The organism is Leifsonia sp. LS1, from assembly GCF_020521355.1.
Taxonomy (GTDB): Bacteria; Actinomycetota; Actinomycetes; order Actinomycetales; family Microbacteriaceae; genus Leifsonia.
This window is the reverse complement of the sequence record NZ_BPER01000004.1, coordinates 133,791-146,823: the sequence shown is the minus strand read 5'-3', so window position 1 is coordinate 146,823 and position 13,033 is coordinate 133,791. Positions and strand designations below refer to the sequence as shown.

General features: G+C 72.6%; 13 protein-coding genes and 1 other RNA gene. 6 read left to right on the top strand and 8 right to left on the bottom strand.

Annotation, left to right across the window (positions count from 1 at the left end; all coding sequences use genetic code 11):
• Positions 1-2 precede the first annotated feature (2 nt).
• Together LLS1_RS09010 and LLS1_RS09005 are read left to right on the top strand one after the other, a co-directional pair.
• Positions 3-2,492 carry a DUF4118 domain-containing protein gene (locus LLS1_RS09010; RefSeq protein ID WP_226654887.1) on the top strand — a complete coding sequence of 830 codons (2,490 nt, stop codon included), beginning with the start codon at positions 3-5 and terminating at the stop codon, positions 2,490-2,492.
• Entirely contained in the window at positions 2,489-3,181 is a 693-nt protein-coding gene (locus LLS1_RS09005; RefSeq protein ID WP_223356986.1) for a response regulator, read from the top strand. Before LLS1_RS09010 ends, LLS1_RS09005 begins: the two co-directional genes overlap by 4 nt.
• Here LLS1_RS09005 and LLS1_RS09000 read toward each other — a convergent pair.
• The 5 genes from LLS1_RS09000 to LLS1_RS08980 all read right to left on the bottom strand — a co-directional run bounded on the left by LLS1_RS09000 (position 3,154) and on the right by LLS1_RS08980 (position 7,702).
• Positions 3,154-3,465, bottom strand: coding sequence for a hypothetical protein (locus tag LLS1_RS09000; RefSeq protein ID WP_226654885.1), 312 nt, complete (start codon positions 3,463-3,465; stop codon positions 3,154-3,156). The two genes, LLS1_RS09005 and LLS1_RS09000, sit on opposite strands and share 28 nt — an antisense overlap.
• A gap of 40 nt (positions 3,466-3,505) precedes the next feature.
• An RNA gene (gene rnpB, locus LLS1_RS08995) (RNase P RNA component class A) lies at positions 3,506-3,876 on the bottom strand.
• A gap of 51 nt (positions 3,877-3,927) precedes the next feature.
• Positions 3,928-4,662, bottom strand: coding sequence for a zinc ribbon domain-containing protein (locus tag LLS1_RS08990; RefSeq protein WP_226654884.1), 735 nt, complete (start codon positions 4,660-4,662; stop codon positions 3,928-3,930).
• A 76-nt stretch (positions 4,663-4,738) separates the two neighbouring features.
• Complete coding sequence (locus tag LLS1_RS08985) at positions 4,739-5,557, bottom strand: Nif3-like dinuclear metal center hexameric protein (protein WP_226654883.1); 819 nt, start codon at positions 5,555-5,557, stop codon at positions 4,739-4,741.
• Between the two features lie 18 nt (positions 5,558-5,575).
• Complete coding sequence (locus LLS1_RS08980; protein WP_226654874.1) at positions 5,576-7,702, bottom strand: cytosine permease; 2,127 nt, start codon at positions 7,700-7,702, stop codon at positions 5,576-5,578.
• A 67-nt stretch (positions 7,703-7,769) separates the two neighbouring features.
• Between LLS1_RS08980 and LLS1_RS08975 the strand changes: the two genes are divergently transcribed.
• On the top strand, positions 7,770-8,579 hold the full coding sequence (locus LLS1_RS08975) for a thymidylate synthase (RefSeq protein WP_223356997.1): 810 nt from the start codon (positions 7,770-7,772) through the stop codon (positions 8,577-8,579).
• Between the two features lie 5 nt (positions 8,580-8,584).
• Positions 8,585-9,067, top strand: a complete 483-nt coding sequence (locus LLS1_RS08970; protein WP_226654872.1) for a dihydrofolate reductase — start codon at positions 8,585-8,587, stop codon at positions 9,065-9,067.
• On the opposite strand, the gene LLS1_RS08965 is transcribed toward LLS1_RS08970, so the two are convergent.
• On the bottom strand, positions 9,060-9,704 hold the full coding sequence (locus tag LLS1_RS08965) for a DUF1345 domain-containing protein (RefSeq protein ID WP_223356999.1): 645 nt from the start codon (positions 9,702-9,704) through the stop codon (positions 9,060-9,062). The genes LLS1_RS08970 and LLS1_RS08965 overlap by 8 nt on opposite strands.
• Positions 9,705-9,766: 62 nt before the next feature.
• On the opposite strand from LLS1_RS08965, the gene LLS1_RS08960 reads away from it, so the two are divergent.
• Positions 9,767-11,056: an aminotransferase class I/II-fold pyridoxal phosphate-dependent enzyme gene (locus LLS1_RS08960; protein ID WP_226654871.1), complete on the top strand. Its 1,290-nt coding sequence runs from the start codon at positions 9,767-9,769 to the stop codon at positions 11,054-11,056.
• A 7-nt stretch (positions 11,057-11,063) separates the two neighbouring features.
• Positions 11,064-11,594: an N-acetyltransferase gene (locus LLS1_RS08955; RefSeq protein WP_226654864.1), complete on the top strand. Its 531-nt coding sequence runs from the start codon at positions 11,064-11,066 to the stop codon at positions 11,592-11,594.
• 70 nt (positions 11,595-11,664) lie between these two features.
• Here the strand turns inward: LLS1_RS08955 and dhaM are convergent, their stop codons facing one another.
• Both dhaM and dhaL read right to left on the bottom strand, forming a co-directional pair.
• Positions 11,665-12,387 carry a dihydroxyacetone kinase phosphoryl donor subunit DhaM gene (gene dhaM / locus LLS1_RS08950; RefSeq protein ID WP_226654862.1) on the bottom strand — a complete coding sequence of 241 codons (723 nt, stop codon included), beginning with the start codon at positions 12,385-12,387 and terminating at the stop codon, positions 11,665-11,667.
• Positions 12,384-13,016 (bottom strand): dihydroxyacetone kinase subunit DhaL, encoded by a 633-nt coding sequence (gene dhaL, locus LLS1_RS08945; RefSeq protein ID WP_226654861.1) that lies wholly within the window; start codon positions 13,014-13,016, stop codon positions 12,384-12,386. Before dhaL ends, dhaM begins: the two co-directional genes overlap by 4 nt.
• Positions 13,017-13,033 lie beyond the last annotated feature (17 nt).

Sequence of the window (13,033 nt, the reverse complement as noted above, 5' to 3'; positions counted from 1 at the left end):
ACATGCCACGTGGTCGCCTGCGGGTGATGCTCGGCGCGGCGCCGGGCGTCGGCAAGACGTACGCGATGCTCGAGGAGGGCAAGCGCCTGCAGGGGCTCGGCAAAGACGTCGTGGTCGCGGTCGTGGAGACGCACGGTCGCGCTGCCACCGCCGCGATGCTCGACGGGCTCGAGGTCGTCCCCCGCCGGGTCGTCGAGCACCGCGGTGTTCAGCTGACCGAGCTCGACCTGGAGGCGGTGCTCGCGCGGGCCCCGCAGCTGGCCCTGGTCGACGAGCTCGCCCACACCGACGCCCCCGGGTCGCCGCACGCGAAGCGGTGGGAGGACGTCGACGCGATGCTGGACGCGGGCATCGATGTGATGTCGACGGTCAACATCCAGCACATCGAGTCGCTGAACGATGTGGTCGAGCAGATCACCGGCGTACAGCAGCGGGAGACGATCCCGGACGCCGTGCTGCGCCGGGCCGACGTGATCGAGGTGGTCGACCTCGCCCCGCAGGCGCTGCGCGACCGGCTCACCGAGGGAGCCGTCTACCCGGCGTCGCGCATCGACGCGGCGCTGTCCAACTACTTCCGGCTCGGCAACCTCACCGCCCTGCGCGAGCTCGCGCTGCTCTGGCTGGCGGACGAGGTGGACAGCGCGCTGCAGAGGTACCGCGCCGAGCACGGCATCGCCGGCAAATGGGAGGCGCGCGAGCGCGTGGTCGTCGCCCTCACCGGCGGCCCGGAGGGCGAGACCCTGCTGCGTCGTGGCGCACGCATCGCCGCGCGGTCGGCGGGCGGCGAGCTGCTCGCCGTCCATGTCACGAGCGAGGACGGCCTCCGCACCGGCGCCCCCGGCACCCTGGCGGCGCAGCGTGCGCTGGTCGAGCAGCTCGGCGGCAGCTACCACCAGGTCGTCGGCAGCGACATCCCGCGCGCCCTGGTCGAGTTCGCCCGGGGCGAGAACGCCACCCAGCTCGTCATCGGCGTCTCACGGCGCAGCCGGCTCGCGGCGCTCCTCACCGGCCCCGGGATCGGCTCGACCGTCATCCGCGAGTCGGGCGACATCGACGTGCACATCGTGTCCCACTCCCGCGCCGGCGGACGGTTCTCGCTGCCGCGCCCGACGGGTGGCCTCACCGTGCGCCGACGCGTCCTGGGTTTCGCGCTGGCGCTGGTCGGCGGCCCCCTGCTCACCCTCCTCCTCACGAGCGTGCGCTCCGGCGAGTCGATGACGGCGGACGTCCTCAGCTATCAGCTTCTCGTGGTCATCGTCGCGCTCGTCGGAGGCATCTGGCCCGCCCTGTTCGCCGCCCTGCTTTCGGGCTTGACGCTCGACTTCTTCTTCGTCGACCCCCTCTACACGATCACGATCAGCGAGCCGCTGCACCTGCTCGCCCTCGTGCTCTATGTCGTGATCGCCGCTCTGGTCAGCCTCGTGGTCGACCAGGCCGCGCGCCGCACCCGGGCGGCTCAGCGCGCGACCGCCGAGGCGGAACTGTTGGCGACGATCGCGGGCGGGGTCATCCGCGGACAGGACGCCCTGCAGGCGCTCATCACCCGCACCAGGGAGGCGTTCGGTCTCAGCGGGGTACGCCTGCTCGACGGCGACGACGTCGTCTCGATCGACGGGGAGCCGGCGGACTCCGCGCACACGCAGCGCCTCCCGGTCGGTACCCGGGGGACTCTCGAGCTCTCGGGGCGCGACCTGGCCGCGAGCGACCGGAGGCTGCTCGGAGCCATCGTGGCTCAGCTCGACGCGGCGTTGGAGCACCGGGACCTCGCTGCGACCGCCTCGGAACTGGGCCCGCTCGCCGAGGCGGACCGCGTGCGCAGCGCGCTCCTCGCCGCCGTCGGTCACGACCTCCGCCGCCCCCTCGCCGCCGCCACGGCCGCGGTCACCACCCTGCGCCAGACGGATCTCGCCCTGAGCGACGAGGATCGGGACGACCTCCTCGAGACCGCGGAGGACAGCCTCGACGGCCTGGCGACGCTCGTCACCAACCTGCTCGATGTGAGCCGCGTGCAGGCAGGGGTGCTGGGCGTCTCCCTCGCTCCGACGGAGCTCGACGATGTGATCTCGCCGGCGTTCGACGAGCTCGGCGTCGGCCCGGCGGAGGTCGAGCTCGACATCGCTCCCGACCTTCCCGCGCTCGTCGCGGACGGCGTGCTGCTGCAGCGCGTCGTCGTGAACCTGGTGGGGAACGCCCTGCGCTACAGCCCGCCGGACCGTCTCCCGGTACTGGCCGCGAGCGCGTTCGCCGGAATGGTGCAGGTGCGCGTGATCGACCACGGTCCCGGCATCCCCGGCGAGCGGAGGGAGGCGGTCTTCCTGCCGTTCCAGCGCCTCGGGGACACGGACAACGACACGGGCATCGGCCTCGGCCTGGCCCTCTCCAAGGGCTTCGTGGAGGGGATGGGCGGAACGCTCGACGCCGAGGACACGCCCGGCGGTGGACTGACCATGGTGGTGTCGCTGCCCGCGGCGACGGAGGAGGAGCCTGCGTGAAGATCCTGATCGCCGACGACGACCGGCAGATCCTCCGCGCCCTGCGCATCCTGCTGACCGCACGCGGATACGACGTGCTCACCGCGAGCACCGGCGCCGAGGCGCTGTCGGAGGCCGTCGAGCACCACCCGGACCTCGTCATGCTCGATCTCGGGATGCCCGAGCTCAACGGCATCGAGGTCATCGAGGGGCTGCGAGGATGGTCGACCGTGCCCATCCTCGTCGTCTCCGGTCGCACCGGCTCGGCCGACAAGGTGGACGCGCTCGACGCCGGCGCCGACGACTACGTGACGAAGCCGTTCGCCGCCGACGAGCTGCTCGCCCGCATCCGGGCGCTGACGCGCCGCCAGACCGGTGCGCCGGACGAGCCGGTGGTGACCTTCGGTGCGATCAGCGTCGACCTCGCCGCCCACCAGGTCACGCGGACGACCGTGGACGGCGTGGAGCATGTGCGGCTCACGCCGACCGAGTGGGCCATCCTCGAGGTGCTCGTGCGCAACCCGCGCCGTCTGGTGACCCGCCAGGCACTGCTCACCCAGGTGTGGGGACCGCAGTACACGAGCGACACCGGGTACCTGCGCCTGTACCTCGCTCAGCTGCGCAAGAAGCTGGAGCCGGAGCCCTCGCGTCCGCGGTACCTGCTCACCGAACCGGGGATGGGCTACCGGTTCTCCCCCGACGCCGACTGAGCGAGCTCCCCGAGTGCAGCCAACGCGCGCCCGGCCAGCAGGGTGATCGCGAGGGCGAGACCGAGCGCGACGACGCACGCGGTCATCCAGTAGCCGAGCGAGAAGGTGGAGATGCGGAAGACGTCGCCGGACAGGTCCATCGCCCAGTACATCGGCTCCGGCACGATCGACGGGCACACCAGCAGCACGGCGACGCACGAGACGTAGCCCACTCCGACCAGCACGAACACGCAGATCGCGAGCGCGCCCGCCCGGGGGACGAGCTGCGCGGTCCGCTCCTCCATGCCCCGCTCCCCCTCGCGTGCCTCCGTCGTGCTCGTGCAGGGAATGGGCCGGCTGATACGCCGGGTTCTGTCACGACACCGTGGTGCCGCGGACGGCCATCTCTCTCGGGGCGACGTCGCCGCCGCCCTCCAGCGGTCTACCCGGGAACTCGGCGAGCCACCTTATGCGTTCCCTGTCTGACCTTGCTCCGGGCGAGGTTTACCGAGCCGACCGGGTCACCCCGGCCGCTGGTGGTCTCTTACACCACCGTTTCACCCTGACCACCGGCCGAGGCCGGTGGCGGTCTGCTTTCTGTTGCACTGTCTCGCGGGTTGCCCCGGGTGGGTGTTACCCACCGCCCTGCTCTGTGGAGCCCGGACGTTCCTCGGCGGCCCGCTCACGCGGACCGACGCGACCGTCTTGCCGACCCATTCCGCTGATCACGATAGCGCAGGCCGGCTGTGCGCCGGGTCAGAGTCGGCTCAGAGACCGGACTCCTCGTTGCGGATGAGGATGGCGCTGCTGTCGGGGCACAGGACGACGTCGTCGGCGGCCGCGCGTCGGATCTCGGCGAGGTCGGACTCGGTCAGCTTCACGTTGGATCCGAGAGAGACACCGCGCTGCAGCAGGGCGGCGCCGAGCCCGTAGCGGGCGCGCTGGCGTTCGTAGAGCGCGACCAGGTCGGCAGGGAGCGCGCCGGCGATGGTGGCGCGGTCGGCGGCGAGCGCCGTGCGCTGCGCCGCGATCTTCTCGGCTTCCGCGTCGCGTGCCGCCTCGAGCGCCTCGACGCGCGACCCGAGCTCCGCGCGCTCCGCCTCGACCGCGGCGAGCGCCTTCTCGAGACCGTCGACGCGCTCCATCACGGTCAGCTCGATCTCCTCGAGGTCGCCCTGTCGCTTCGCGAGGGAGGCGAGCTCGGCCTCGAGCGCCTGGACGTCCTTGACGGAGGCGGTCTGCTGCACGCGGTCGTTGTCGCGTTTGATCCGCGCCTCCACCAGCTCGACATCGGACTCGACCCGCTTCAGCTCGGTGCGGGCGTCCTCCAGCTCGCCGGTCGCGGCGATCCAGCGTGCGCGCAGGGCCTCGACCTCGGGCTGCAGGGTGCTGAGCTCCTTCGTCTGCGGCAGCGTGGCGACCGCATGGTCGAGCTGTGCGAGGCGGGTGTCGGCGGACTGCAGGCGCAGGAGTTCGTTCTGGTCGGCGGGGCTGGCTTTCACGGGCGGTGCTCCATCTTCGTGGGGGACGGTCGTCCGGGTCTGCCGGGATCGTCGAGGGCTGGTGGGTTCTGCGTGCTCACTGCAGGATGGCGAAGTCCCAGGGGTCGGTGCGCAGCTCGCTGACCAGGACCTCCACGCCCGGGAGGGCGGCGCGCAGCTGCTCGGCCGCGACCTCGAGCCACAGCCACTCGCTCGCCCAGTGCGAGACGTCGAGCAGGGCGGGGCCACCGCCGAGCACCGCCTGCTCGCGCGCCTCCGAGGCGGGATGGTGGCGCAGGTCGGCCGTGATGTAGACGTCGGCGGAGCGGACGGCGTCCTCACCGAGCAGGGAGTCCCCCGCCCCTCCGCACACCGCGACGCGGGAGACGGGCTGGTGGTAGTCCCCCGCGGCGCGCACTCCCCCGGCGGTGGGAGGGAGGATGCCGGCGATCTCGCGGGCGAGCGCACCGAGCGTGGTCGGCTGCGGCAGGGTGCCGACGCGCCCGATGCCCGTCACGCCGTCGGCTGCGGGGGCGATCGGGACGGCGTCGATGAGCCCGAGGCGCGCGGCGAGGACGGCGCTGGTGCCGGCGGCGACGACGTCGGCGTTGGTGTGCGCGGCGATCAGGGCGCAGCCGCCGCGGATGAGCCGGGCGAGCAGCGCTCCCTTGTACCGGTCCTCCGCGACGCTCGTGACCCCGCGCAGCAGCAGCGGGTGGTGCGCGAGAAGCAGGTCGATTCGGCCCTCGACGGCTTCGTCGACGGTCGCGGCGACCACATCGACGGCGAGCAGGATGCGCTCGACCGGGGCGGCCGGGTCGCCCGACAGCAGCCCGGGGGCGTCCCAGCCCTCGGCTCCGGAGAGCGGCCACAGGCCCTCGACGGTCTCGCGGACGGAACGGAGGGTGTGCTGCACGGGATAGAGCCTACGGGATCAGGCGACGCCCCGCTCCTGGCGCCGGACGGCCGGGATGCCCGCCACGAGCGGCGTCACCAGCCCCAGCACGAGCGCGACGACGACACCGATGTTGCTGGTGCCGATGCCGGCCTCCGGGTCGATGCCGAGCAGCCGGAAGAGGTAGCCCTCCCATGCGAGCCAGGGCAGGTCGGAACTCACGAGCCCCAGCCCGACGGCCGACGCCACGAACAGCATTCCCAGGTTCACCCAGCGCCAGTCGGGGTACACCCCGCCGGTCGCCAGCAGCGACGGCTGGTGGAAGCGGCGCTCGCGCAGCATGGTCTCCGCCGCGAAGAGACCCGTCCACGCGGCGACGGGCACGGAGAGGGCGGTCGGCACGCCGCGGATGACGCTGTCCAGGTCGGTGACCGTGAGGGCCAGGACGATCCCGGCGAGCGCGATCGGACCGCCCGCGACGACCGTGCTCCACCGCCGGCCGAGCCGGACGCCGAGCGCGTCGAGCGTGAAACCCGCCGAGTACATCGTGAGCACCAGCGCCGAGATCAGGCTCAGCCCGACGGCGAGGAGCAGCGGGACCGGGAACCAGCCGGGGAGGCCGAGGGCGACGAAGCCCGAGACCGGGTCGCTCGCGAGCCGATCGGCGAGCCCGGGGTGGGAGGCCGCGAGGAGGCCGCCGTACGACACCAGGACGAACGGAGGCACCCCGGCCCCGAAGGTCGCCCACAGCATCGCGGCGCCCCCGGACGACGTCGGTCGTTGGTAGCGCGCCACCTCCGCGCTGCTCATCGCCCAGGCGAGCCCGAGGTAGCTGAACACCAGCACGGCGCCCGTCACGACGTGCGTCCACAGCGCGTCGGGGACGGCGAGAGCCCTGACGAGGTCGACGTGCCGCCACGTGCCGGCGATCATCACCGAGATCAGCGCCGCGGAGGCGATGGTGAGGAGGAGCTGCACCCGCGCGACGAGGGCGTAGCCGAAGTACGCGACGAGACCGGCGATCAGGATCGCGGCCAGCAGGGCGACCGCTGTCGGCGTCGCGCGGTCGGCCGCTCCGCCCCACGACACCGCGAGCGAGCCGGCCGCCGTCCCCGCCAGCCAGAGCAGCACGGCGCCCCAGAACAGCTTGGTCAGCAGGGCGAGGATCGCGGGGATGGCGTTTCCCCGGAGCCCGAATGTCGCCCGGGAGACCACCATCGTCGGCTGGCCGCTCCACTTGCCCGCGAGCGTGCCGAGCCCGAGCGGCAGGAACGACAGCGCCACCCCGACGAGGGTCGCCACCAGCAGCTGCCGCAGGCTGAGCCCGAGGGTGAACAGCGTCGCGCCGACGCCGATCGAGATGAGAGAGGAGGTGCCCGCGAACCAGAGCCAGAACATCCGTGCCGCGCGCCCCACCCGCCGGTCGACCGCCGACGGCTCGAGGTCGGCCTCCTCCGGCTCGAAGAGCGGCGCGGGGACCGGCTCGGCGCCGGAGAGGACCGTCTCGTCGAGCGCCACCCGGGGCGACGCGACCGGCGACGGCGCCGTACTGTGCACGTCGTCGGCGTCGTCGTGCAGGTCGGTGTCGATGCGTGCGGATGTCGCATCGATCGGGCCGAGCTCGTGCGTGACGACCGGACCGGTGCCCGGAAGGTCGGGCAGGGCCGGTGCCAGCGCGATCCTCGGGACGACGGGCGGCGCGGGGCCGGCTGCCGGCTCGGGCTCGGGCTCGTGCTCGGTCTCTGGCTCGGGCTCCGGCCCCTCCGCCAGGAGCGGGAGCGGTTGCGAGTCGCGCAGCGCCAGCTCGGGGGGCACGAACGACAGGGGTTCGGCGCGCGAGGGAGGAGCGGGCGCAGGGCGCTCGGGCTGCGGAGACGGCACGGGTCGCGCCGCCGCCCCCACCCAGGCACTGAAGGTCGGCTGCGGACCCTCCATCTGCCGCCGCACCGGCAGATCCTCGAAGCTGATCGCCTGCGTCGGCGGACCGATCCAGTCGCCGTCCTCCTCGGCGTCGGGCTCCGGCTCCGACTCCGGCTCCGGCTCCGCACCCGGCACCGCGGCCGTGCCCACGACAGGGATCGCGGAGGTGATCCGTGCGACCTCCCGCTCCAGGGCAGAGGCGAGCTCGTCGTCGCTGTGCCGTTCCGCGCCCGGACCCGTCTCCATGTCGAAAGACTACGACTCGCGCCGTGCGGGGGTCAGGGGTGACCGAACGGAAGTACCATCGTTGTCGATGAGCGAGACGATCCCGACCCCGTACGAAGACCTGCTGCGCGACGTCCTCGCGAACGGCAGCCGCAAGTCGGACCGCACCGGCACCGGCACGCGCAGCGTGTTCGGCCGCCAGCTGCGCTTCGACCTCGCCGAGGGCTTCCCCCTCATCACCACCAAGCGGGTCCACTTCAAGTCGATCGCCTACGAGCTCCTCTGGTTCCTGCGCGGGGAGAGCAACGTCGGCTGGCTGCGCGAGAACGGCGTCACCATCTGGGACGAGTGGGCCGACGAGCGCGGTGAGCTCGGACCGGTCTACGGCGTCCAGTGGCGCTCCTGGCCGGCGCCCGATGGCTCGCACATCGACCAGATCGCGCAGGTGATCGACCAGCTGCGCCGCGACCCCGACTCACGCCGGATCATCGTCTCCGCCTGGAACGTCGCCGACATCCCGAACATGGCGCTCGCCCCCTGCCACGCGTTCTTCCAGTTCTACGTCGCCGACGGCCGGCTCTCCTGCCAGCTCTACCAGCGCAGCGCGGACATGTTCCTCGGTGTCCCGTTCAACATCGCGAGCTACGCCCTCCTGACCCTGATGGTCGCTCAGCAGGTCGGCCTCGAGCCCGGCGAGTTCGTCTGGACCGGCGGCGACGTGCACATCTACGACAACCATGTCGAGCAGGTGGAGGAGCAACTCTCGCGCGACCCGTACCCCGCGCCGCGCCTCCGCTTCACCCGCACGCCCGACAGCATCTTCGACTACCGCTATGAGGACTTCGTCGTCGATGACTATCAGCACCACCCGGCGATCCGCGCCGCGGTGGCCGTCTGAGCCGCGTGTCGGTCGCGCTCATCTGGGCGGAGGCCCACGACCGCATCATCGGCGCCGACGGCGGCATCCCGTGGCGCCTCCCGGAGGACATGCGGCACTTCCGTGCCCAGACCTCGGGCTCCCCCGTGGTCATGGGTCGCCGCACCTGGGACTCCCTGCCGGAGCGGTTCCGCCCGCTGCCGGGCCGCACCAACATCGTCGTCACACGCCGAGCGGACTGGGCGGCTCCGGGCGCAGAGGTCGCGCACAGCGTCGAGGACGCGCTCGCGGCGGCCGGCGACGCCGACACCGTCTGGGTGATGGGCGGCGCGCAGCTCTACACCGCCGCGCTCCCGCTCGCCGACCGCGTCGAGGTGACCGAAGTCGACCTCGCCGTCGACGGCGATACGCGTGCCCCCCAGCTGGGCGATGGCTGGACGGCCGAGCACGGCGAGTGGCTCACCTCCGCCGACGGACTGCGCTACCGCTTCGTGCGCTACCTCAGGTGAGCCCCGCCACCAGGTTCACCGTCGTCGCCAGGATGACCGAGCCGAACAGGTAGGAGAGCAGCGTGTGCCGCAGGATCGCGCGCCGGATGTACGAGCTGCTGATGTTCGTGTCCGAGACCTGGAAGGTCATCCCGAGCGTGAACGCCAGGTACGCGAAGTCGCTGTAGCGCGGCGGCTCCTTCTGGTTGAAGTCGACGCCGCCGTCCTTGCGGTAGTACATCCGCGCATAGCGCAACGTGTAGACGGTGTGCACGAGCACCCACGAGAGCGCCACACTCAACACCGCGAGCAGCGCCACCACCAGCTGCGGCGCGCCCTTCAGGTGCCGGGCGTCCACGACGATGTACACCACCGCCACGACCGAGGCGACGGACGCGAACAACAGGAGCCAATCGGTCACCCGCCGGCCCGGGTCCTCCAGCGTGGCATGGCTGCGCGTCTGTGCGCCGTCCAGCCGCCACACGGTCGTCCACACCCAGACGATGTAGACGACGCACGCGCCCGCCCAGCCCGCGATCACGGCGTAGTGCCAGGCGTCCAGCAGCCCGACCACCACGCCGACGGCCACACCCGCGGCCAGCGCCACGATCATCCGCGCGCGCGACAACCCGCGGCCCTTCTGCACTTCGTCGGTCACATTCAGGATGTTCGCACACCCCGCCCGCGGCACGACCCCGCCCGCGCCGGTACGATCGGAACGTGACCTCCCCCGCGACACCTCTCACCGACCTGGACACCGAGGCGCTCCGCGCCGCGCACGCCGAGTTCTCGCGTGCGTACGAGGAGCTGAAGGCCACCGGCCTCTCGCTCGACCTCACCCGCGGCAAGCCGTCCGCGGAGCAGCTCGACCTCTCGGACGACCTCCTGCACCTCCCGGACGGCGAGTTCCGCGACGCGGCGGGCACCGACCTCCGCAACTACGGGGGCCCGAACGGGCTGCCGGAGTTGCGCGCGATCTTCTCCGACGCGCTGCGCGTGCCGGTCCCCCAGCTCCTCGCGCTCGGCAACTCCAGCCTGACCCTCATGCACGACGTCATCGTGCAGGCCCTGCTCTACGGCGTGCCCGGCGGGGAGCGTCCGTGGGCCGGCCAGTCCATCAGCTTCCTCGCGCCGGTGCCCGGTTACGACCGGCACTTCACCATCTGCGAGCGCTTCGGCATCCGGCTGGTCGCCGTCCCGATGAACGACGACGGCCCCGACGTCGAGACCGTCGAATCGCTCCTCGCCACGGACGACAGCATCAAGGGCATGTGGTGCGTCCCGGTGTACGCCAACCCGACCGGAGCCGTCTACAGCGAGGAGGTCGTGCGCGCCCTCGTCTCGCTCCCCGCCGCCGACGACTTCCGCCTGATCTGGGACAACGCCTACGCCGTGCATCACCTCGCCGACGAACGCCCCGAGCCGATCGACGTGCTCGCCCTCGCGGCCGAGGCGGGCAACCCCGACCGCCCGCTCGTCTTCGCCTCGACCTCCAAAGTCACCTACCCGGGTGCCGGCGTCGCCTTCGTCGGTGCGTCGGAGGCGAACATCGCCTGGTTGCAGAGCAACCTGGCTGCGCAGAGCATCGGGCCGGACAAGATCAACCAGCTGCGCCACGTGAAGCTGCTGAAGGACGCGGAGGGCCTCGCCGCCCACATGGAGAAGCACCGCGCGATCGTCGCCCCGAAGTTCGCCGTCGTCGACGAGACGTTCACCTCTCGCCTCGCCCCCTGGGGCGGCGGCACGTGGAACGCCCCGAAGGGCGGCTACTTCGTGAGCCTCGACGTGCTCGACGGCACTGCGGCGCGCGCCGTGCAGCTGGCCAAGGAGGCCGGCATCGCCGTCACCCCCGCTGGCGCGACCTTCCCCTACGGCGACGACCCGCGCGACGCCAACATCCGCATCGCGCCCACCTTCCCGCCGATCGGGGAGCTGCGCACGGCGCTCGACGGACTGTGCACGGCCATCCTCCTCGCCGAAGCCGAAGCACTCCTGGCGGAGCGGGGCTGATCGTCCGGTGACCCTCGCGGGCACGGCGTCAGGTGCTCGGCCGGACTGGACGATCCGGCCGAGCGTCGAGGACGACTGGCAGGCCTACCGCGCGCTCCGCTTCGAGATGCTGGAGGACGCGGCGCTGGCGTTCCTCGAGACCCTGGAGGCCGCGCGCCTCCACCCCGACGAGCACTGGCGCCGCCGCACGGACGGCACGTCCACCACGACCCGGCTCTTCGCCGCGGTGGCTCCGGGCGGGACGTGGCTCGGCAGCATGGGCGGCCACCAGGCCGCGGGCACCCGTGACCCGTATCTCGTAGGCGTGTACGTCACCCCGCGCTATCGCGGACGCGCGGCCGGAGTCACGGACGCCCTCCTCGACGCCGTCATCGAGTGGGCGCAGGGACGCGGCGACCGCCTCCTCCTCGACGTGCACGAGCACAACCCCGCCGCGATCCGCTACTACGAGCGCCGCGGCTTCGTCTTCACCGGCCGCACACAGCCTTACCCGCTCGACCGCAGCACACGGGAGCGGGAGATGGCCCTCGCGCTCTGAGGAGCAGGCCCTGAAACGGCGGATGCCGCCTCCCTGGCGTAGGAGGCGGCATCCGCTGTGCGGCGTCCGCTCAGACCTCGCCGAACCCCGTCTCCACGAGGGCCACCAGGGCGTCGACCGCGTCGGTCCCAGCCGGGTCGTCCGACGCGATGCGGGCGGTGGAGCCCGCGGTGAGCCCCAGGGACATCACGCCGAGCAGGCTCTTGGCGTCCTTGCCGTTGACCGTCACCTTCGCCGGGAAGGTGTTGGCCAGTTTGACGAAATCGGCGGCCGGGCGGGCGTGCAGACCCTGCGGGTTGCGGACGAGCACCTCGCGCTCGTACGATCCGTCCGCTCCGACGGAGGCCGGCGCAGCCTCGGGTGCGGGCGCCGGAGAGACCTCGGCCGCCTGCGCCTCCCCCGCCCACGCCGTCCGCGCCGTCTCCGCGGCGGCGGCGACCGCGGCCAGGTCGGCACCCGTCTCCGCCGCGACCGAGGCGGCGATCCCGCCCTCCACGAAGGGCACGTCGACCACGCGCACGCGGGCGCGCTCGTCGTCGCCCAGCATGTCGAGCACCGTCTCCGCGGTGAGCAGGGCCGAGCCGAGGTCGCTGATCACGACGACGCCCGACCCGGTGTCGGCCTCACCGACTCCGGCCATCACCTTCGCGAAGCTCGTGCCGATACCGTCGTCGTCCGTGCCGCCCGCCGCGACCAGGCGGACCGAGGGCGCCATCTGCGCCGCGAGGGCGACGGCGCCGTCGGCCAGGAGCACGCTGTGCGAGACGAAGAGGATGCCCACCCGCTCGGTCATCTCACCGCCTCCGCCGCCGCACGCAGGATGAGCGCGGTCGACTGTGCTCCCGGATCGCGGTGGCCGGCGGATCGCTCGCCGAGATAGCTCGCCCGCCCCTTGCGGGCCACGAGCGGCTCGGTCGCGACGGCACCCTGCTCGGCGGCGTCCGCCGCGGCCGCGAGGATCTCCGCGGGCGACGCCCCGGACTCCTGCGCGGCTGCGGCCGCCTCCACCGCGGGGGTCCAGGCGTCGACCATCGTCTTGTCGCCCGGCTCCGCCTTGCCGCGGGACACGATGCCGTCCCGGGCTGCGCCGAGCAGCGCGACGAGCGTCGGCCCGTCGATGTCGGCGTGGTCGCCGACCGGCTCCGCGGCCTTCAGGAACGCGGTCCCGTACAACGGGCCCGACGCGCCTCCGACGGTCGAGATGAGGGTCATCGCCACCGACCGCAGGGCCGCATTCGGAGTGGCGTCCCCGGGGAGCTTCGCCAGCGCGTCCGCGGCCGCGTGCATGCCGCGGTCCATGTTCTCGCCGTGGTCGCCGTCGCCGATCTCCCTGTCGAGGGTGTTCAGCTCCTGCTTGTGCTCCCCGACCGCCGCAGCGGCCGCCGTCACCCAGGCCGAGACCCAGTTCGTGTCCAGCGCCATCAGCGCCTCCTCCTCGT